Source organism: Acidovorax sp. M14 (assembly GCF_049331375.1).
Taxonomy (GTDB): Bacteria; Pseudomonadota; Gammaproteobacteria; order Burkholderiales; family Burkholderiaceae_C; genus Acidovorax.
Genome location: NZ_CP186263.1, coordinates 1,102,787 through 1,122,516, shown reverse-complemented (window position 1 = coordinate 1,122,516; position 19,730 = coordinate 1,102,787). Strand labels below are relative to the sequence as shown.

General features: G+C 65.3%; 21 protein-coding genes. 2 read left to right on the top strand and 19 right to left on the bottom strand.

Annotated elements, in window-relative coordinates:
- Positions 1 to 7 precede the first annotated feature (7 nt).
- On the top strand, positions 8 to 424 hold the full coding sequence (locus ACOYR4_RS05250; protein WP_422848855.1) for an IrmA family protein: 417 nt from the start codon (positions 8 to 10) through the stop codon (positions 422 to 424).
- 140 nt (positions 425 to 564) lie between these two features.
- On the opposite strand, the gene ACOYR4_RS05245 is transcribed toward ACOYR4_RS05250, so the two are convergent.
- The 8 genes from ACOYR4_RS05245 to ACOYR4_RS05210 form a co-directional block, all read right to left on the bottom strand.
- Positions 565 to 1,236, bottom strand: coding sequence for a histidine phosphatase family protein (locus tag ACOYR4_RS05245; RefSeq protein WP_422848854.1), 672 nt, complete (start codon positions 1,234 to 1,236; stop codon positions 565 to 567).
- Between the two features lie 123 nt (positions 1,237 to 1,359).
- Complete coding sequence (locus ACOYR4_RS05240; RefSeq protein WP_422848853.1) at positions 1,360 to 1,596, bottom strand: hypothetical protein; 237 nt, start codon at positions 1,594 to 1,596, stop codon at positions 1,360 to 1,362.
- Positions 1,597 to 1,687: 91 nt separating this feature from the next.
- Positions 1,688 to 2,536, bottom strand: a complete 849-nt coding sequence (locus ACOYR4_RS05235; protein ID WP_422848852.1) for a DUF429 domain-containing protein — start codon at positions 2,534 to 2,536, stop codon at positions 1,688 to 1,690.
- Positions 2,533 to 3,414 carry an EamA family transporter gene (locus tag ACOYR4_RS05230; protein ID WP_422848851.1) on the bottom strand — a complete coding sequence of 294 codons (882 nt, stop codon included), beginning with the start codon at positions 3,412 to 3,414 and terminating at the stop codon, positions 2,533 to 2,535. The genes ACOYR4_RS05235 and ACOYR4_RS05230 overlap by 4 nt, the downstream gene beginning before the upstream one ends.
- 206 nt (positions 3,415 to 3,620) lie before the next feature.
- Positions 3,621 to 4,043, bottom strand: coding sequence for a BLUF domain-containing protein (locus tag ACOYR4_RS05225; RefSeq protein WP_060986749.1), 423 nt, complete (start codon positions 4,041 to 4,043; stop codon positions 3,621 to 3,623).
- Positions 4,044 to 4,045: 2 nt separating this feature from the next.
- On the bottom strand, positions 4,046 to 4,771 hold the full coding sequence (gene folE, locus ACOYR4_RS05220; RefSeq protein ID WP_015012754.1) for a GTP cyclohydrolase I: 726 nt from the start codon (positions 4,769 to 4,771) through the stop codon (positions 4,046 to 4,048).
- A 117-nt stretch (positions 4,772 to 4,888) separates the two neighbouring features.
- The gene (gene clsB, locus ACOYR4_RS05215; RefSeq protein ID WP_422848850.1) at positions 4,889 to 6,133 is read right to left on the bottom strand and encodes a cardiolipin synthase ClsB; all 1,245 of its coding nucleotides are present in this window, start codon (positions 6,131 to 6,133) and stop codon (positions 4,889 to 4,891) included.
- A 34-nt stretch (positions 6,134 to 6,167) separates the two neighbouring features.
- Entirely contained in the window at positions 6,168 to 6,905 is a 738-nt protein-coding gene (locus ACOYR4_RS05210; RefSeq protein WP_015012752.1) for an endonuclease/exonuclease/phosphatase family protein, read from the bottom strand.
- Between the two features lie 356 nt (positions 6,906 to 7,261).
- Here ACOYR4_RS05210 and ACOYR4_RS05205 point away from each other — a divergent pair, with 356 nt between their 5' ends.
- Complete coding sequence (locus tag ACOYR4_RS05205) at positions 7,262 to 9,028, top strand: response regulator (RefSeq protein WP_422848849.1); 1,767 nt, start codon at positions 7,262 to 7,264, stop codon at positions 9,026 to 9,028.
- 65 nt (positions 9,029 to 9,093) lie between these two features.
- Here ACOYR4_RS05205 and nudB read toward each other — a convergent pair whose 3' ends face one another.
- The 11 genes from nudB to ACOYR4_RS05150 all read right to left on the bottom strand — a co-directional run bounded on the left by nudB (position 9,094) and on the right by ACOYR4_RS05150 (position 19,717).
- Entirely contained in the window at positions 9,094 to 9,567 is a 474-nt protein-coding gene (nudB, locus tag ACOYR4_RS05200) for a dihydroneopterin triphosphate diphosphatase (protein ID WP_422848848.1), read from the bottom strand.
- Positions 9,568 to 9,586: 19 nt separating this feature from the next.
- Positions 9,587 to 10,417, bottom strand: coding sequence for a CsgG/HfaB family protein (locus ACOYR4_RS05195; protein WP_060986754.1), 831 nt, complete (start codon positions 10,415 to 10,417; stop codon positions 9,587 to 9,589).
- Between the two features lie 139 nt (positions 10,418 to 10,556).
- Entirely contained in the window at positions 10,557 to 12,374 is a 1,818-nt protein-coding gene (gene aspS, locus ACOYR4_RS05190; protein ID WP_060986755.1) for an aspartate--tRNA ligase, read from the bottom strand.
- 57 nt (positions 12,375 to 12,431) lie between these two features.
- Positions 12,432 to 13,052 carry a DUF502 domain-containing protein gene (locus tag ACOYR4_RS05185; RefSeq protein ID WP_015012747.1) on the bottom strand — a complete coding sequence of 207 codons (621 nt, stop codon included), beginning with the start codon at positions 13,050 to 13,052 and terminating at the stop codon, positions 12,432 to 12,434.
- An 8-nt stretch (positions 13,053 to 13,060) separates the two neighbouring features.
- The gene (locus tag ACOYR4_RS05180; protein ID WP_015012746.1) at positions 13,061 to 13,402 is read right to left on the bottom strand and encodes an FmdB family zinc ribbon protein; all 342 of its coding nucleotides are present in this window, start codon (positions 13,400 to 13,402) and stop codon (positions 13,061 to 13,063) included.
- A 64-nt stretch (positions 13,403 to 13,466) separates the two neighbouring features.
- Positions 13,467 to 14,912, bottom strand: coding sequence for a sodium:solute symporter family protein (locus ACOYR4_RS05175; RefSeq protein ID WP_060985625.1), 1,446 nt, complete (start codon positions 14,910 to 14,912; stop codon positions 13,467 to 13,469).
- Between the two features lie 100 nt (positions 14,913 to 15,012).
- On the bottom strand, positions 15,013 to 16,578 hold the full coding sequence (gene ubiB, locus ACOYR4_RS05170; protein ID WP_422848847.1) for a ubiquinone biosynthesis regulatory protein kinase UbiB: 1,566 nt from the start codon (positions 16,576 to 16,578) through the stop codon (positions 15,013 to 15,015).
- Positions 16,575 to 17,213 (bottom strand): hypothetical protein, encoded by a 639-nt coding sequence (locus ACOYR4_RS05165; RefSeq protein ID WP_422848846.1) that lies wholly within the window; start codon positions 17,211 to 17,213, stop codon positions 16,575 to 16,577. The genes ubiB and ACOYR4_RS05165 overlap by 4 nt, the downstream gene beginning before the upstream one ends.
- Positions 17,214 to 17,274: 61 nt before the next feature.
- Entirely contained in the window at positions 17,275 to 18,312 is a 1,038-nt protein-coding gene (locus tag ACOYR4_RS05160; RefSeq protein ID WP_422848845.1) for a Tim44 domain-containing protein, read from the bottom strand.
- Positions 18,313 to 18,348: 36 nt separating this feature from the next.
- Complete coding sequence (gene ubiE / locus ACOYR4_RS05155; RefSeq protein ID WP_015012742.1) at positions 18,349 to 19,080, bottom strand: bifunctional demethylmenaquinone methyltransferase/2-methoxy-6-polyprenyl-1,4-benzoquinol methylase UbiE; 732 nt, start codon at positions 19,078 to 19,080, stop codon at positions 18,349 to 18,351.
- Positions 19,081 to 19,294: 214 nt separating this feature from the next.
- On the bottom strand, positions 19,295 to 19,717 hold the full coding sequence (locus ACOYR4_RS05150; protein ID WP_015012741.1) for a gamma-butyrobetaine hydroxylase-like domain-containing protein: 423 nt from the start codon (positions 19,715 to 19,717) through the stop codon (positions 19,295 to 19,297).
- Positions 19,718 to 19,730 lie beyond the last annotated feature (13 nt).

The window sequence follows — 19,730 nt, the reverse complement described above, 5'->3', positions numbered from 1 at the left end:
ATCTCAAATGAAGCGATTTGCACCAGCGATATTGATCATCCTTTCAGGCCTCGCAGCACAAGCGCATGCCATTGACTTCTGGCATTCCAACACGGTGTGGGCTGGTCAAGGTCAATGCTCTGCTGTGTTTTCTTTTGACAGCGGGATGGAAGAAGTCAAAAACCTGCAGGTAGCGGTGACCGTCTTGAACAAAGCAAGTAAACGGGTGGCGTCAGGTGTTCTGGAGATTCCTCGATTCGGGCAATCTGCTGCCGATCGGTATGCTGACGCGTTTCTGGAGAGCGAGGAACTCTGCTCGGATGATCTCGTCATTGTGGTGAACAAGGCGACTGCCGCTATCGATGGCAAACGGACTGACCTCTTAAAGTCAAAAGCACTCGTCATCCGCGACTTCAAGCCATTCAAGATTCGCATCGGCAAATAGCGCCACCCGCCTTCAGGCTGACCATCTAGCAAGTGACCTGCCTCTGCTCTATCGCGTGACCCCGGCACGGCGTATCACGGGTAGGTGGTGCAAGCCCAAGCTGCTGGCATTTCATTGCCAACAACAGATGCCACTGCCACTCACCGCACCACCAACTTCGTCTGGTCGTACACCGGCTGCTCCGGCAAATCCGCCAGGTGCCGCACATCGGCCCAGTCCAGCACTTCCACCGCTTCTCCACTCACCCGCACGCGGTTGAGACCCGCGTTGGGAATGTCGCTCTGGCGCGGGCCGTCCAGCCCCGTGCCGCGTGCAGTGCGCCAGATCATGTCGAGCACGCCGCCGTGGGTGACCACCATCACGGTCTGGCCGCTGTGCTGCTGGGCGATGCGGTAGACGGCGTCCATCACGCGGGTGTGGAACTGGCGGGTGGTCTCGCCGCCGGGCATGCCGTAGTCGGCTTCAAAGCGCAGCCACTGGTTCCATGCGTCGGCGTGTTCCAACTTGACGTCGTCCACGCGCTTGCCGTCCACCACGCCAAAGTTTTGCTCGCGCAGGGCGCTGTCGGTGAGGGTGTCGATGCGGGCATGAGGGAACAGCACCTGCAGGCTGGGAGTGGCGGTCTGCTGGGTGCGGATGAGGTCGCTGCAAATGAGGTGATGCACCACGGGGCGCTCTGCGGCCAGGCGCTCGGCCAAGCGGCGGGCCTGTTCGTGGCCGGTGGCGTTGAGGGGCACATCCACGTGGCCCTGGAAGCGCAGTTCGCGGTTCCAGTCGGTCTCGCCGTGGCGGATCAGGATGAGTTCGGTCATGCGTGCCATTATCGAATGCATGCACATGATTGCAAGCATTTTTGGCTGCTAGCGCTTATGCAATAAGCGCTGATAGCTATGTTTTTTATAACAACCGCAATCCACCGTCCACCGTGCGGCCTGTCACCGCATGGGCACGATGAGCACCTTGCGGCGCGGCTGGCAGCCAGGGCCTTCGTAGGCGGCGCTGTCCTGCTCCCAGCCCGCGCCGGGCGAGGTTTGCGCGCATACACGCTGGCCGTCGACCAGGCTGCGCCAGTAGTACCAGGGCGCGGGGGCGGCCTGCAGCAGCAGCGGGGTCAGCAACACCAGCGCGAACAGCGCGCACAGCACGCACGAAAGGCGGGGGGCGATAGGCATGGACAAACAAAGCATCCAACGTGTCCCGCCCATGCTACGCAGCCTGCGGCGGGCCGATGCCCGGAAAAGCGGCGGGATCGTCAGTCAGGGCTCAGGGCTTGTCAGCCGTGACGATCCAGCCTTCCAGCGGGTCGAGCCCCGGCGGCAGGCCATAGAGCGCGTCGCCCTCGGCATGGCGCTGCTCCGCCCAGGCGGCTTGCAGCAGGCACAGCACGGCGTCCAGGCTGTCGCCGCTGGCGTCTTGCACCAGCGCGTCGCGCTGGGCGTGGCTGAGCTTGAGGCGCAGGCCCAGGCGGGTCTGGCCCAGCTCCAGCGCGTTGACCAGGTCTTTGCGGGCGATGAGGCGGTCGGGCGTTTGCTTGGCGCGGTCGTCGCTTTTGTAGCTGCGGCGTTGCAGCACCTCGCGCGCGAGCAGGCCGGGATACGCCTCCAGCGCCACGCGGCGGGGGTCGCCAGCGTGCAGGCCGGGCAGGTGCACGCCCGCGTCCAGCAGCAGCGGCAGGCCCGCGTGCAGCATGTAGGCCACGGGCGGGTTCACCCATTTCATCGACGGGCTGGAGCCTGCGGGCCCGTCGGTGGCACGGTGGGCAAACTTGCCGCCCACGGGGCGGGCGTCGCAGAACGCCGCAAACTGCGCGCGGATCTGCTCGCGGCTGAGGCTGTGGTAGTGCTTGATGCAGGCGTGCCAGTCGGTGGGCCAGCCCAGCGCCTGCACCAGTTCGCGCGGCAGGCCAAAGGGCAGATCAAAGCCGCCCACCCAGTCGCCGGGCTGCGCCAGCCACTGGCCGAACGCAGCCAGGGTGTCGAACGGCTGCAGCGCGGTGAGCACCACGCGCGCGCCCTGGCGCTGGCCCAGCGCCAGCACGATGGGTTTGCGCCGCGTGGGGCTGCTGGAGAAGTCGCAGCCCAGCAGTAGGGGTGCGGGGGCCATGGCCGTCATCCCAGTGCCAACGCCGTGACACCGGCCGCAATGCACAGCGCGCCACAGATGCGCGCCACACGGTCACCCTCGCCCAGCAGGTGCCCGCCAATCAGCGCCGCAAACAGCATGGACACCTCGCGCGCCGGGGCCACGTGCGACAGGGGCGCCTGCTGCATGGCGTAAAGCACCAGCACATAGGCCACGGGGCTCACCACCGCCACGGCCAGCGCAAAACGCCACTGGGCCAGCCACAGCGTGCGGGCCGTGGGCAGGTCGCGCAGCACCACGGGCGCCAGCAGACCCACGCGCACAAAGTTGCCCATGTAGTCCACCAAGATGGGCGACATGAGCAGGAACTTGACCGCGTAGCCATCAACCACCGTGTAGCTGGCAATGAAAGCCCCCGTCAGAACCCCGTAGGCCATCCCCTTGTGCACCCGTGCCCGTGCGGCAGGGTCATGCGCGGCGCGCAGCAGGCCCGGGCCGCCCGCGATCAAAAAGACGCCACCGACCACGCCCACAATGCCCAGGGCGCCCAGCGCCGAGATCTGCTCACCCAGCAGCGTGATGGCCACCAGCGACGACAAGAGCGGCCCCGAGCCCCGCGCCAGCGGGTAGACCACGGTGAGGTCCGCCACGCGGTAGCCGCGCAGCAGGATGACGAAGTACGCCACATGCAGCAGCCCGCTGGCGACCACGAAGCTCCATTCCACCGCACCCCACAGCGGCACCGCGTCGCGCCCCAGATACCAGCCCAGCGGCGCCCAGACCACCATCATGATCACCGAGGTGAAGAACGCAAACCGCGAGTCCCCCCCGGCCTTCTTGGCCACGATGTTCCAGCACGCATGGATGAGGCCGGCGAGGATGATGAGCGCGAAAGCGGTGAAGGTCACAGGTCAGAAAGAGAGAGGGCTTGAATGCAAAAAGCCGCAGCCCCTGTGGGCTGCGGCTGCAATGACGAGTTCAGTACAACGACGAAAAGTGGGGTGATTGGCGTAGCGAGCGGCCTCAGCCTGGGTGGAGGAACGCAGCCGCACTCCCGTGCGGCGAGTACCGCAGGCCCGGGATCAGGCCGCGCAGTAGCCAAGCGCCCCGCTTTTCAGGCTCTTCCGATGATGGAGGCGGTGGCCATCAACTCTTCGAGCAGCGCAAACGACACCTTGCCCGACACGGAGTACGGGTCCAGCTCAGGCTTCTCGGAGTATTTCAGCAGGATGGAGTGGTTGATCTTGGACAGGTTGACCTGGCCCATGGTCCAGCCGCCAAAACGGCGCTCGGCGATCTCTTCGTAGTGCAACAGCACCACGTCCTTGTGGCGCGAGTCCTTCTGGATGTGGCCATACAGCTCGCTCACCGCAGAGCGGCCGCCCTCGATGGCTTGCAGGAACACGCCACCGCCGTAGCACAGCACGCCGGTGATGCCGGAGCCCGGGTTGTGCTGGCGCGACTGCGTCAGGATGGCTTCGATGGCGGCGGGCGAGGTATCGACCGCGCGACTGGCGTAAAGCAGGCGTACCAGCATGGTCAGTTCTTTCCAGGAATGAGGGACAAAAATTCACGGCGCAGGGCGCTGTCCTTGAGGAACACGCCACGCATGACCGAGTTGATCATGCGGCTGTCGTTGTCGCGCACGCCGCGCCAGGACATGCAGAAGTGGCTGGCTTCCATGACGATGGCGAGGCCGTCGGGCTGGGTCTTTTCCATGATCAGGTCGGCCAGCTGCACCACGGCTTCTTCCTGGATCTGGGGGCGGCCCATGATCCAGTCCACCAGGCGCGCGTATTTGGACAGGCCGATCACGTTGGTGTGCTCGTTGGGCATCACGCCGATCCAGATCTTGCCGATGACGGGGCAGAAGTGGTGGCTGCAGGCACTGCGCACGGTGAGCGGGCCCACGATCATCAGCTCGTTGAGGTGCTCGGCGTTCGGGAATTCGGTGATGGGCGGCTGCGCTACGTAGCGGCCACGGAACACCTCATTGAGGTACATCTTGGCCACGCGGCGCGCGGTGTTGTTGGTGTTGTGGTCGCCTTCGGTGTTGATCACCAGGCTGTCGAGCACGCCTTGCATCTTGACCTCAACCTCGTCGAGCAGCTTCTCCAGCTCGCCGGGCTCGATGAATTCGGCAATGTTGTCGTTGGCGTGAAAGCGCTTGCGCGCGGCGGCAAGGCGTTCTCGGATCTTGACGGAAACGGGCGTGCCTTCGTCCGGTGGGATGGGCGTCATATCGGCGGCAGGTTGGCTGGACATGGGTGGCATCGTACCAGCGAACACAGTTTGATCGATTACAAGGGTTTTAGGCAGCAAGCGCTAGTGCAATATGCCTGAGCAGCTATCAATAAAGTAGCGCACTCGACAAAGATGCCCTCAGTACCGCTTGCCCGTCACCCACAGCGCCAGGCGCATGAGACCAAACGCCACGCGGTCCAGCACCCGCTGGCGCAGCGGGCGGCCGGCATAGCGCGCAGGGTCCATGCGGCGGCCCGCGTGCTGCATGGCGTGCACCAGGCGCTGGCGCAGGTCGATGGCAAAGGCGGCGTCTTCCACCACCACATTGGCCTCGCGCGCCAGCAGCAGCGAGAGCGGGTCAAGGTTGGACGAACCCACCGTGGCCCAGGGCCGGTCGCCCTGCGCGTCGATGACAGCCACCTTGGCATGCAGAAAGCTGGGGGCGTACTCGTAGATCTCGACCCCGGCCTCCAGCAGCGCGCCATACACCGGGCGGGCCGCGTGGTACTGCATGAAGTATTCGTACCGCCCCTGCAGCAGCAGCCGCACGCGAACGCCCCGGCGCGCGGCCATCACCAGCGCGCGGCGCAGCTTGCCGCCGGGCATGAAGTAGGCGTTGGCGATGATGACCTCGTGCCGCGCCGCGCCGATGGCCTTGCGGTATGCCTTCTCGATGCGGCTGCGGTTGCGCACGTTGTCGCGCAGCACCAGGGTGGCGCGCACGGGGGGGCCAGCATCGGGGTCGCCGCCCTGCTCCGCGTGCCGTGCGGCGCTGGCCGCGCGCAGGGCCCGCAGGGCCTCCGGCAGGCGGCGCTGGCGCGCGTCGCGCACGGCCTGCATGCGCCACCAGAGCTGGTCCATGGTGTCGCTGGCCGAGGCCACCAGGCTGCCGGTGGCCCGCACCGCAAAGTCAAAACGGGGCGCATCCAGCGTGCCGTGATTAGGGTCGTGAAAGTCATCCAGCACGTTGATGCCGCCGCAGAACAGCACCCGCCCATCCACCACGCACAGCTTGCGGTGCAGGCGCCGCCAGCGGTGCGGCAGCAGCAGCCCCAGCGGCCCCAGCGGCGAATACACGCTGCACAGCACGCCGGCGGCCTGCAACTGCTCGGCCCAGGCCTTGGGCAGGGCACCGGTGCCCACGCCATCGACCACCAGATGGGTGCGCACGCCGCGCGCTGCAGCGCGCATCAGTGCCTGGGCCACCGAGGCTCCGGCGCCGGTGAAGTCAAAGATATAGGTCTCGAACTGGATGTCCGCCATGGCAGCATCCATGGCCTCGATGAGCGCCGGGAAGAACTCCTCGGCACCTTGCAGCAGGCGCACCTGGTGGTCGTCGGCGGGCCCGGTGCCCGGAGCCTGTGCAAAGGGCTTGCGCCTCATCCGGTCACCCCACCGCGCACACCATGGCGGTGCCTCACAGCCGGAACTCCGCAATCAAGGGCAGATGGTCCGACATGCGCCACCAGATACGGCCACGGGGCACCTGCAGCGACAGCGGCGTGAGCCCGCGCGCGTACACATGGTCCAGCTGCGCCAAGGGCAGGCGTGCGGGGTAGGTGAAAGTGCGGGGCGCATCCCATTCATACAGGCCAAAGCCCGCCAGCATGCGCTTGAGCAATTGCCCCCAGTCATTGAAATCGCCCGCCACGACCAGCGGCGTGCCGGGCGGCACCTCGCGCTCGATGAAGGCCTGCAGGCGCTCGATCTGGCGGATGCGGCTGCCCGGGATGAGGCCAAGGTGCACCACGATCACGTGCACATTGCGGCCCTGCACATCCACCTCTACATGCAGCAGGCCGCGCTGCTCGAAGCGGTGGTCCGAGATGTCTTCGTGCTGGTGCCCGATCACCGGCCAGCGGGTCAGCAGCGCATTGCCATGTTCGCCGTGTTTGGTGATGGCGTTGGTGCGGTACACCGCCTCGTAGCCTTCCGGCGCCAGAAACTCGGCCTGCGGCAGCTCAGGCCAGCGCTGGAAATACGCCGCCTCGCGCCGGTGCAGCTTGCGCACCTCCTGCAGGCAGACGATGTCGGCATCGAGCTGCTCCACCGCCAGACCCAGGTTGTGAATCTCCAGCCGCCGCGCGGGCCCGATGCCTTGCACCCCCTTGTGGATGTTGTAGGTGGCTACGCGCAGGATGTCGTCGTGTTGCATGGTCCTAGGAGGGGTAGTTGAACGCGCTCGCCAGCGCCGCGATGGGTGCGATAGGCAAGGCGCGAGGACGCGGCGGGCTCATGCCCGCAAGGAGGAGCAACGCCGCATGGCGCTCCCAGCGCGGTGCTGGCGAATGCGTAGCGTGCCCACTCGACAAGCGAACGTCAACGAAGCAGCGAGAGTCAGTATCCATGAGGCGCCCTTGAAAACGGCAAGCGGTCAATTGCCGCTCCTAGGACTGGAGATTGTGTCGCAAGCCGTGGTAGCAAGGGGTTTGCCCGACGCAGGCCGGGTGCTGCAGCGGCTTACACTGGGGGCTCCAACATTTTGAGCACGCAGGGACGGCCCCGACCCCCATGGCTACCGAGAGCGGCCCCAATCCCGCCCCACAGACACAGGCGCTGATCGTGGACAGCAATGCCACATCGCGCAGCATCCTGGTGGGACAGTTGCGCGAATACGGCGTGACCCGCATCGTGCAATGCTCCCGTGTGCAGGATGCGCGCGCCCGGCTGGAGCACACGGTGTTCGACTACGTGTTGTGCGACCAGTTTTTTGGTGAGTCCAACTACTCGGGCCAGACCCTGCTGGACGACCTGCGGCGCGCGCAGCTGCTGCCGTTTTCCACGGTGTTCTTCATGGTCACGGCCGAGGCGTCGTATGCCGCCGTGGCCGAGGCTGCCGAGTCGGCCCTGGACGGCTACCTGCTCAAGCCCTTCACGCCCAGCGCGCTGTTCGAGCGCCTGAGCCTGGCGCGCCTGCGCAAGATCCATCTCAAACCCATTTTCGACGCCATCGAGGCCGAGGACTTCGAGCAGGCCGCTGCGCTGTGCGTGGAGCGTTTCGAGGCCCGCAAACCCTACTGGCTCTACGCCGCCCGCATTGGGTCCGAGCTGCTGCTGCGCCTGGGCCGGCACGACGAGGCGCGCACCCTGTTCGAGGCCGTGATCGCCGCGCGTGCCCTCCCCTGGGCCAAGCTCGGCGTGGCCCGTGCGCAGATCGAATCAGGACATGCCGCGCGCGCCATCACCACCTTGCAGGAGCTGATTGGCGAGGACGCCTCGTTTGCCGACGCCTACGACGTGCTGGGCCGCGCGCAGGTGGAGATGGGCAACTTTGCGCAGGCCATCGAGACCTACCGAACGGCCAGCACCCTCACGCCCGACTCGGTCGTGCGGCTGCAGAAGCTGGGGATGATGTCGTATTACATGGGCGACCGCGCCACCGCCACCAAGGTGCTGGCGCGCGCCACGGTGCTGGGCATTGATTCCAAGCTGTTCGACTACCAGTCGCTGGTGCTGCTGACGTTTGCCTATTACGCCGAAAACGACCGCAAGGGCATTGAGCGTTGCATGGCCGACTTTGCCCGCATCCTGGAGCGCCATCACAGCAGCGCACGCATCCGTCGGTTTGCCGAGGTGGCGCGTGCGCTGCAGCTCATCCAGCAGCGGCAGTTCTCGCAAGCAGTCGAATCGGTGCGTGGCATGGCCCGCGAGATCACGTCCAGCACCTTTGACTTTGAAGCCGCCTGCAACCTGGGCAGCCTGCTGGCCGTGTTGGCTGTCACATCCATTGAACTGCCCGAGGGCGACAGCTGGGTGCGCGCCCTGGGCATGCGCTATGCCAACACACGGGGTCTGACCGAGCTGATGGCCAATGCCTGCAACCTGCATGAGCCCTACAGCGAGCTGGTGCGCGACTGCCTGCAACGGGTCAACAAGACGGCCGAAGTCGCGATGGCGCAGAGCCTGGGTGGCGACCCGGGCGGGGCTGTGCAAAACCTGCTGGCCGAGGCTGAGCGCACCCTCAACTCCAAACTGCTCGATATGGCCCAGCAAGTGCTGCTGCGCCACAGCGCGCGCATGGCCGCGCCCGAGCCGCTGCAGGCAGCCATCGACGCACTGCGCACCCGCATGGGTACGGCCCCGGCAAGGGCCATCCTGGGACAAGACAGCGAGCGACACCCCGGCGGCGTGGCACTGCGGGTGCGCAGCAGCGGCGACAACGCACCGGCACGCATCCCACCGCCTCCGCAAGACAGCCTGGCACTGAACCCAGCACCCACTGACGAGGCCGACGACCCTGCGGCAGCCCTGCGCCTGCGGCCGCCAGACTCTCCTTGAGACAACGGCGCCTGGCCCGAGGCCGTCCTCGACAACTGGCCAGCGGCCAGTGGCTCGCCGGATTTTCAGGGGCTCACGAACCGGGGCAGCAACAGGCAAGCCTCGGCATTGGAGGCAGAAAAACACCGGTCTGCTGCCTGCTGCCAGGGCAGCCATTCATAGGCATCGTGCTCGCGCGGGCTCAGCACCACGGGTGTCCCGGGGGGTACACGCAGACCAAACACGCGCTCGCGGTTGCGCACCACGCCAGGGGCATAACGGTGCAGCCATTGGGGCCAGATGTCGTACACGTTCTCCAGCGCCCAGTCGGTCAGCAGGCAACCCGGTGCCTGGGTGTCTATGCCGGTTTCTTCGGCAACTTCACGGCGGGCCGTCTCGGCAAAGGGCTCGTCCAGCGTGTCCTTGCTACCGGTGACCGACTGCCAATGCCCATCGCCCCCGGTGCGGCGGATCAGCAGCACGTCCAGCGCAGGCGTGTGGATCACAACCAGCACCGACTCCGGAAGCTTGTACGGCCGCTGCGGCCCGGCGGTTGCCATGGCTCGGCGCCCTTTGCCTTCAACCGCCCTTGGGGCGCTGGGCTGCCGTGGTGGTGGGCACGGGCGGGGGCAGCTCCTTGGCCTGCAACGCGCGCGCCTGCACCACCAGCTGGTTGTGCGCGTCCAGAAACGCCGCGGCGATGACCTTGCCCTCGTTGGTGTTGCTCCAGCCAGCGCCTGCAGCGCCGCCCAGCTTGCCGAACACCAGGCCGCCCACCCCGAGGTCGGTGGTGCGTGCGGAGCCGGTGGCCGCTGCCACCTGCTCGGTGGTTTCGTTGTCGGACAGCAGCAAGGCCGTCTGCGCTTCCTTGAACTTGACCTGCTCCACCAGCCCGGCCAGGCCTGCGATGTCGCGCAGCACCGGGATCATGGCGATCACCCCGGCCAGGCCCCGGCCCGCATCCTGCTCGCTGAACGTGAGGCTGGGCGTGAGCGTGTACTGCGCCTCGTAGCCCTTGCCCTTGGCCACGGTGGAGTTGTTCTTGCGCAGCACACCTGCGTCCTTCAGTTCCTGCTCCTGAATCGTCCCCTTCAGGCCGGCCGCCCGGTCCACCACCCGGAAGCACCCGCTCTGCTGAGCCAGCAGCTTGACCAGCGGCACCGGTGACGAAGGCAGCTGGTAGCCCGAACCCATGATGTAGCCGTTGGGGTTCTCGGCCAGCGCCAGGGTGGCCACGGGCGCATCACAACGCACCAGTTCGCGGGCCGCGTTCTGCGCGCCCTGCGGTCCGGCCGATCCCGTGACCACCGAGCCGCCCTGCCCCAGTTCGGTCTTCTTCTCGCCACATCCGGCCAGGGCGATGCAGGCGGCCGCTGCCAGCAGCCAATGGGAGCGTGTCAACAAACGCATGGAGGTACCTCTTTCAGTCCGTGCCCGGCGGTCAGTGCCTTGATGCGCCGCGCATGAAAAAAGCGGCCCGGGCACCAGGCCCGAGCCGCTTGTTGTGCGATGCATGGCTGCATACGCGAAGGACGTGATGCGTCCGAAATCAGGCCGCAGTCTTGACCGCGTCGGGGTTGCGCAGGCGGATGTGCAGCTCGCGCAGCTGCTTTTCGTCCACAGGGCTGGGTGCCTGCGTGAGCAGACACTGGGCGCGCTGGGTCTTGGGAAAGGCGATCACGTCGCGGATCGACTCGGCACCGGTCATCAGCGTCACGATGCGGTCCAGGCCAAAGGCCAGGCCACCGTGCGGGGGCGCGCCGTACTGCAGCGCGTCCAGCAGGAAGCCGAACTTGAGCTGGGCTTCTTCGGGCGTGATGTTGAGGGCGTCGAACACCTTCTGCTGCACATCGGCGCGGTGGATACGGACGGAGCCGCCACCCATTTCCCAGCCGTTGAGCACCATGTCGTAGCCCTTGGAGATGCACTTCTCGGGCGCGGTGACCATCCAGTCTTCGTGGCCGTCCTTGGGGCTGGTGAAGGGGTGGTGCACCGAGTTCCAGCGCTGGTTTTCCTCGTCGTACTCGAACATCGGGAAGTCCACCACCCACAGCGGCGCCCAGCGGTCTTCAAACAGGCCGTTCTTCTTGCCGAACTCGCTGTGGCCGATCTTGATGCGCAGCGCGCCAATGGCGTCGTTGACGATCTTTTCCTTGTCGGCGCCGAAGAAGATCAGGTCGCCGTCTTGTGCACCGGTGCGCTCCAGCACCGCTTGCAGGGCGGTGTCGTGGATGTTCTTCACGATGGGCGACTGCAGGCCGTCACGGCCCTTGGCCAGCTCGTTCACGCGGATGTAGGCCAGGCCCTTGGCGCCGTAGATCTTGACGAACTCGGTGTAGGCGTCGATCTCGCCGCGGCTGATGCCGCCGTTTTCCTTGGAGCCGCCGGGAATGCGCAGGGCCACGACGCGGCCGTTCTTCATGTTGGCGGCACCCGAGAACACCTTGAAGTCCACGTCCTTCATCACGTCGGTCAGCTCGGTGAATTCGAGCTTCACACGCAGGTCGGGCTTGTCGGAGCCATACAGGCGCGCAGCGTCCTGGTAGGTCATGACGGGGAACTCGCCCAGGTCCACGCCCAGCGTGTTCTGGAACACCGTCTTGATCATGCCCTGGAACATGTCGCGGATGTCCTGCTCTTCCATGAACGATGTTTCGATATCGATCTGGGTGAATTCAGGCTGGCGGTCAGCGCGCAGGTCTTCGTCGCGGAAGCACTTGGTGATCTGGTAATAACGGTCGAAGCCCGCCACCATCAGCAGCTGCTTGAACAGCTGGGGCGACTGGGGCAGCGCGAAGAACTGGCCGTCATGCACGCGGCTGGGCACGAGGTAGTCGCGCGCGCCTTCGGGCGTGCTCTTGGTGAGCATGGGGGTTTCGATGTCGATGAAGCCGTTGGCATCGAGGAACTTGCGCACCTCCATGGCCACCTTGTAGCGCAGCATCAGGTTGTTCTGCATGTACGGGCGGCGCAGGTCCAGCACGCGGTGCGTGAGGCGCGTGGTTTCGGACAGGTTGTCCTCGTCGATCTGGAACGGAGGCGTAACCGAAGGGTTGAGCACGTTCAGCTCATGGCACAGCACTTCGATCTGGCCGGTCTTGAGCTTGTCGTTGGTGGTGCCGGCGGGGCGAGCACGCACCACACCCTTGACCTGCACGCAGAACTCGTTGCGCACGTCTTCGGCGATCTTGAACATCTCGGCGCGGTCGGGGTCGCACACCACCTGCACGTAGCCTTCGCGGTCACGCAGGTCGATAAAGATCACGCCACCATGGTCACGGCGGCGGTTCACCCAGCCCGACAGGGTAACGGTTTGGCCCAACAGGGCTTCGGTCACAAGACCGCAATAGTGGGAACGCATGGCCATGACAAAACTTCCGGCGCCGCAGGGCGCGTTGACGTTGAAAGAGATTGCTTTTTTTTCTTACTTGGGCGGGGGCAGCGTGGGGTCCGCCGGAGCCACCACACCCATGGAGACGATGTACTTGAGGGCACTGTCCACGCTCATTTCGAGCTCGACACAGTCGCTCTTGCGCACCATCACAAAATACCCACCGGTGGGATTCGGGGTGGTGGGCACGTATACGCTGACGAACTCGTCGCGCAGGTAGGCAGCCACTTCACCATTGGGAGCACCCGTGACGAACGCCACGGTCCACACCCCTTCGCGGGGCCACTGCACGAGCACGGCCTTGCGAAAGGCATTGCCGCTCTCGGAAAACAGCGTGTCCGACACCTGCTTGACGCTGGAGTAGATGGACCGCACCACGGGAATGCGGTGCACCAGCGCATCGCCCCACTCCACAAGCTTGCGGCCCGCAAAATTGCTGGCAATGGCACCCACCACCAGCAAGATGGCCAGCGTGAGCACCACACCGAAGCCCGGGACATGCACCCCGAGCAGCTTGTCGGGCTGCCACGCGCCCGGCAGGATCTGCAGGGTCTGGTCGAGCGTGCTCACAATCCAGTTGAGCACCCAGGCCGTGATGACACCGGGCACGATGACCAGAAGGCCTGTCAACAGCCATTTGCGCAAGGCAGCCATGCAGGTCCTCAGCTCGAAGAGGAAGAAGTGCCGCCGGCACTTCCAGCGCTAGTGGTACTTGCGCTGGATGCTTCTTTTTTAGGCGCATCACCACCACTGGCAGATGCAGAAGACTCGGTCTTGGATTCCGACTTGGCTTCAGTTGCGGGAGCGGAGCTGCCCCCGCTGCCCCCCCGGAAATCCGTCACATACCAGCCCGAACCTTTGAGCTGGAATCCCGCCGCAGTGACCTGCTTGGAGAAGGCTTCAGCGCCGCAGGCGGGGCACACCGTCAGGGGTGCATCGGAGATTTTTTGCAGCACATCCTTGGCATGGCCGCAGGAGCCGCATTTGTAGGCGTAAATAGGCATGTCAGTGTGTTGAGGGAAAGTGCAAAACCCTCAATTATAGGCGGCATGCCCCTTCACCCCTGCGTTACTCGACCCCAACCATCTTATGGTGGGAGGCGTGGCTGTTGCGGATAGCCTGAGGGCCCAGAGAGCCGATCAGCATGCCCGCCAGTGCGGCCAGCAAGCCAGCAAGCTGCGCCGGGAAGGTTGCGCCGGCGGGCGTGGCCAGGAACAGCAGCCAGGTGACCAGACCCAGCACGATGGCGAAGATGGCACCCTGGGTGGTGGCACGCTTCCAGTACAGGCCAAACACCAGCGGCACAAAAGCCCCCACCAATGGCACCTGGTAGGCGCCCGAGACCAGCTCATAGATGGAAGTGCCCTGCATGTAGATGGCGTAGGCCAGCACACAGGCACTGAAAATGAGGGTGGTGATGCGCATGGTGCGCAGGTGCTGCTTGTCGGAGCTGTGCGGGCGGAACTGGCGCCAGATGTTCTCGGTGAAGGTGACGCTCGGCGCCAGCAGCGTGGCCGAGGCCGTGGACTTGAGCGCCGACAGCAGGGCCCCAAAGAACAGCACCTGCATCACGAAGGGCATCTTCTCCAGCACCAGCGTGGGCAGCACCTTTTGCGGGTCGTCCTTGAGCAGCGCCGCCGTTTCCGTGGGCATGATGATGAGCGCGCTGGCCACCAGGAACATGGGCACGAAGGCGAACAGGATGTAGCAGATGCCGCCGATCACGGGCCCCCGCGTGGCGGCCTGGATGTTGTTGGCCGACATCACGCGCTGAAACACGTCCTGCTGCGGGATGGAGCCGAACATCATGGTCAGGCCCGCCGCAATGAAGAACACCACGTCGTGGAACTTCGGCTCCGGCAAGAACCGGAACAGTTCACGGTTCGATGCGAACTCGATCACCTTGTCAGCGCCGCCGGCCATGTTGCCCGCAAACATGGCGATGACCGCCAGCCCCACCACCAGAATGATCATCTGGATGAAATCCGTGACCGCCACCGACCACATGCCGCCGAACAGCGTGTACGCCAGGATCGACACCACGCCAATCGTCATGCCCACCGGGATGCTGATGGCGCCACCGGACAGCAGGTTGAACACCAGGCCAAGCGCCGTGACCTGCGCGGAGACCCAGCCGAGGTAGCTCAGCATGATGATCAGCGAACAGACGATTTCCACCGTGCGGCCATAGCGTTCGCGGTAGTAGTCGCTGATGGTGAGCAACGTCATGCGGTACAGCTTGCCTGCAAAGAACAGGCCCACCAGGATCAGGCAGAAGCCCGCGCCGAAGGGGTCTTCCACCACATTGCCCAGACCTCCCTCGATGAACTTGGCGGGAATGCCCAGCACGGTCTCTGACCCGAACCACGTCGCGAACGTGGTGGTGATGATCATGTACAGCGGCAGGTGGCGCCCGGCGATGGCGAAGTCCGCAGCGTTCTTGACGCGCCGGGCTGCCAACAGGCCGATGCCGATGGTGATCAGCAGGTAAACGATAACCAGGGTCAGCAGCACAGCGCGCTCCTCTCTCTTTTTGTCTCGGTCGGTTGTGGTGAAGGAATCCGATCTGCGCTCCCGGCATTCCTCCCCAACGGGATGCCGGGCCTGCAGATCGTCAGAAAAGCCGGATTCTGATCAGCAGTTGGATGAGCAGCAAGCCCAGCACAAACCCCACCCCAGCAAAAATGATGCCTTGCAGCAGCCGGTTGGTGCGTTTTTGCGCCTCCAGCAGCTCGCGCAAGGCAGGCTGGTGGTCTGCGGGGCGCTGGCGCAGCGCGTCGTAGATCAGGCGCGGCAGCTCGGGCAGCAGCTTGGCGTAGTGCGGCGCTTCGGCGCGCAACTCGCGCCACAAGCGCTGGGGGCCCATCTGTTCCAGCATCCACTTTTCGAGGAACGGCTTGGCCGTGCTCCACAGGTCCAGGTCCGGGTCCAGCTCGCGGCCTAGGCCCTCGATATTGAGCAAGGTTTTTTGCAGCAGCACCAGCTGGGGCTGGATCTCGACGTGAAAGCGGCGCGAGGTCTGGAACAGGCGCATCAGCACCAGCCCGAGCGAGATTTCCTTGAGCGGGCGGTCAAAGTACGGCTCGCACACGGCGCGGATGGCCGATTCGAGATCGTTGACCCGCGTTTCGGGCGGTACCCAGCCGCTTTCGATGTGCAGCTCGGCCACGCGCTTGTAGTCGCGCCGGAAGAACGCCACAAAGTTCTGCGCCAGGTATTCCTTGTCCACTTCGGTCAGCGTGCCCACGATGCCGAAGTCCAGCGAGATGTAGCGGCCGAACGTAGCGGGCTCCAGGCTCACCTGGATGTTGCCCGGGTGCATGTCGGCGTGGAAGAACCCGTCGCGGAACACCTGGGTGAAGAAGATGGTCACGCCGTCGCGCGCCAGCTTGGGGATGTCCACCCCCGCCTCACGCAAGCGGTCGATCTGGCTGATGGGCACGCCCTTCATGCGCTGCATCACCATGACCTCGGGGTGGCAGAAGTCCCAGAAGATCTCGGGGATCAGCACCAGATCCAGCCCGGTCATGTTGCGGCGCAGTTGGGCCGCGTTGGAAGCCTCGCGCACCAGGTCCAGCTCGTCGTGCAGGTAGTTGTCGAACTCGGCCACCACCTCGCGGGGCTTGAGGCGCTTGCCGTCGGCCGACAGGCTCTCCACCCAGCCCGCCATCATGCGCATGAGGCTCAGGTCCTTCTCGATCACCGGCAGCATGCCGGGGCGCAGCACCTTGACGGCCACCTCGCGCTCAATGCCCTGGCGGTCACGCAGCGTAGCGAAATGCACCTGGGCGATGGACGCGCTGGCCACCGGTATGCGGTCGAAGGAGGTGAACACCTCGTCCACCGGGCGGCGGAACGCACGCTCGATAGTGGCGATGGCAATATCGGGGTCGAACGGCGGCACGCGGTCCTGCAGGCGGGCCAGTTCGTCGGCAATGTCGGGCGGCAACAGGTCGCGGCGGGTGGACAGCACCTGGCCGAACTTGACGAAGATGGGGCCCAGGCTCTCCAGTGCCTCCCGCAGGCGCTGGCCACGCGGCGCATCCAGATTGCGCCCGATGGACACGATGCGCGAAATCATGCGCAGCCAGGGCTTGTTGAAGCTGTCGAGCAGCAAGCCATCCAGGCCGAACCGGAACACCACCCACAGGATGGCAGCCCCCCGCAAGAAGCGCTTCATGCGTCGGCCCGGTCCGAACCACCCGAGGGTGACAGCGGTGCGGCCGCCGGAGCGCCGGGCGCCACCGGTGCCGTCGCAACCACCACCGAGGAAGACGCCGCGCTGGCGGCGGCCATGCGCGAACCCACAAACTGGCGCAATGTCTGTGCCGCCCGGCTGGCAAACTGCGCCAGCGTGTGTGCAGGGGCATCGCCGATCACGCGGGCCAGGTCTTCTTCCACATCCCAGCGCACATGGTCCACCAGCCAGTTGATCTCGGCCGCCAGTTGCACGTCACCTTCAATGCGGATGGACGGCTTATCGCCCCGCAACGCGGCCTGGGCCAGAGTGAAAGGAGAGGTGTCGGTCACTTCCAGCCGCAGGTCGGGCACCGCGGATTCGGGCGCCAGATTGAGCAGGCCGGCCGGGGTAATAACCAGCGACAGGGAATAGGCCCGCCACTGCACCCGCGCGATGCGGCCTTTTTGGCGCACCAGCCGGTCCGTGGCCTCTTTTTCCTGCATCAGCACATGGTTGAGAAACAGCACCAGGCGTTGCTGCACTTCGTGGACCAGCCATTGCGGGGGCTGCGGGCCAGCGGCCAGGCGCTCGAAGAGGCCGTCCAGAAAAGGAAAAGGGGACTGTGGTGTTGCCATAGTCCCCGATTATTCCCTGAACTGGAATGCCCCTGAACCGCAGGGGCCCCATGGGCTGCGTTTACTGCAGCGCTTGCACGCCAGCCACCAGCCAGCCGGTGTTGCCGGTCTTGGGCTTGGTCATGTTCCAGACCTCCCGGAACGGGCTGGGCCCGGCCGAGGGCTCCTCACGGATCATGCCGGAGAACTCGACGCTGGCCATGTAGCCATCGCCCAGGTCTTCGATGCCCAGCAGCTGCGCCTCGATCATCACCACATCGGTGTGGTTCGGCTGCGTGCCCCGGTGGGCTTCGCGCTCGGCCAGCTGGGTGCGGATTTCATCGAGCATGTTGTCCGTCATCATGGACCGCAGGGTTGCGATGTCCGACCGGTCCCACGCGCCTTGCAGGGTCACAAAGTTGCGCTTGGCGGCCGACAGGAAACCCTCGGTGTCGAAGTCTGCGGGCACACCCCAGTTCTGCGAGCCCGACAGGCCCGAGCCGATCACCACACCCGAGCCCACGCCCCCCTGACCAGCACGCGAGGCGTCAAACGCCATGCTGCTGCGCTCCCAGGGGCGGGCCGATGCGTCGTTGCCCACGTTGTTGGGGCTGTACTGCGGAGGCACCTGCGCAGCGGCAGGCATTGCGGCCCCCGCGCCCTGGAATGCGAACGGAGCACCACCCGCCGCGTTGCCTGAGCCATTTCCGCCACCGTTGCGCGACCGCATGACCATCTTGAAGATGGCAAACGCCGCCAGCGCCAGCAGCGCAATCATCAGGATGTTGGCAAAGCCTGCGCCCAGACCCAGCGAGTGCGCCAGCCAGGCCAGACCCAGCCCCGCTGCCAGGCCGCCCAGCATGGCGCCCCAGGGCTTCTTGGCCGGAGCGGCCGGGGCTGCTGCCGGCGTAGCGGTGGCAGGCTTGGCGGCCGCCGCCGTGTTGGTCGCACTCTGTGCGGGTGCGCCCGGTGCAGCGGGCGGCGTGGCCGCCTCGCGCTGCGTCACGTTGCTGGACTGCTTGCCCACCGATTTGCCACCACCCAGTCGCCGCGCGGCGTCGGCATCGGCGTGTGCAAACGCCAGCATCGCGACCAACACCACAGACCACAGTTTCATCATGACTTCTCCGTCTCCGTTATCGACCGAGCAAACCGCTCAGCACTTGATTCCAACATGGAGGGCGACAATTCCCCCCGTCATGTTGTGATAGTCCACATGCCCAAAACCATTTTTTTGCATGAGGCTTTTGAGTTCTTCCTGCCCCGGGTGCATGCGGATGGACTCGGCCAGGTAGCGGTAGCTGGCGTCGTCGCCCGCCACCAGCTTGCCCAGCTGGGGCAACACCTTGAACGAGTACCAGTCGTACACCTTCTCCAGAGGCTTGGCCACCTTGGAAAATTCCAGCACCAGCAGCTTGCCGCCGGGCTTGAGCACGCGGCACATCTCGGCAATCGCCTGGTCCTTGTGGGTCATGTTGCGCAGGCCAAAGGCCACGCTCACCACATCGAAATGCGCGTCGGGGAACGGCAGCTTTTCGGCGTCACAGACCAGCGTGGGCAGCACCACGCCCTCGTTGATGAGCCGGTCACGGCCCACGCGCAGCATGGCTTCGTTGATGTCGGTGTGCACCACACGGCCCGAGGCGCCCACCTTCTTGGAAAACGCCAGCGCCAGGTCACCCGTGCCACCGGCAATGTCCAGCACCTGGCTGCCTTCGCGTAGGTTGGCCACCATCACGGTGTAAGCCTTCCAGGCGCGGTGCAGGCCCGCCGACATGAGGTCGTTCATCACGTCGTATTTGGAGGCCACGGAATCGAACACACCGCGCACGCGGCGTGCCTTTTCCTGCTCGTCCACCGACTGAAAACCGAAATGCGTGGTGCTCATAAGAATCATGCTAGGCGCGTGAACGCCAGAGGTACAGCGACAACCCCGCACTGAATTGGGGCATCTGTCGCAATTTGGAGAACGCTATTGAAACAAAACCAGCCGCTAGCGCAAGCAAATATTGCGCTGACAGCTATATTTTCAATAGCACCTTGATGAACAGGGGCTTGTGCAGCTGAAGGTGCCTGGCACCCCGGCGCTTCTGCGCGCAGCTTCAGTGGCCGCCGCAGGCATGGCCCCCTGCACCACCCTTGGGCGCCATGGGCGCGTCGCGATCGGCCCCGGCCGCAGCCAGCCGCTCGGTGTACTGCGCCCACAGTGCGTCCTGCTTCTGGCCCAGCTCGTAGAGGTAGTCCCAGGTGAAGATGCCGCTGTCGTGCCCGTCAGAGAACGTGGGCTTGACGGCGTAGTTGCCCACGGGCTCCAGGTTGACCAGCGCCACATTGCGCTTGCCCGTCTGCAACACCTCTTGCCCCGGGCCGTGGCCCTGCACTTCGGCCGAGGGCGAGTACACGCGCATCAGCTCGAACGGAATGCGGAACGTGGCGCCATCCGAAAAGCCCACTTCCAGCACGCGCGACTGTTCATGCACCGTCAGGGCCTGCGGCGTGGGAGCGCCCGCTTTCAAACCTGCCATGGAATCACCTTGA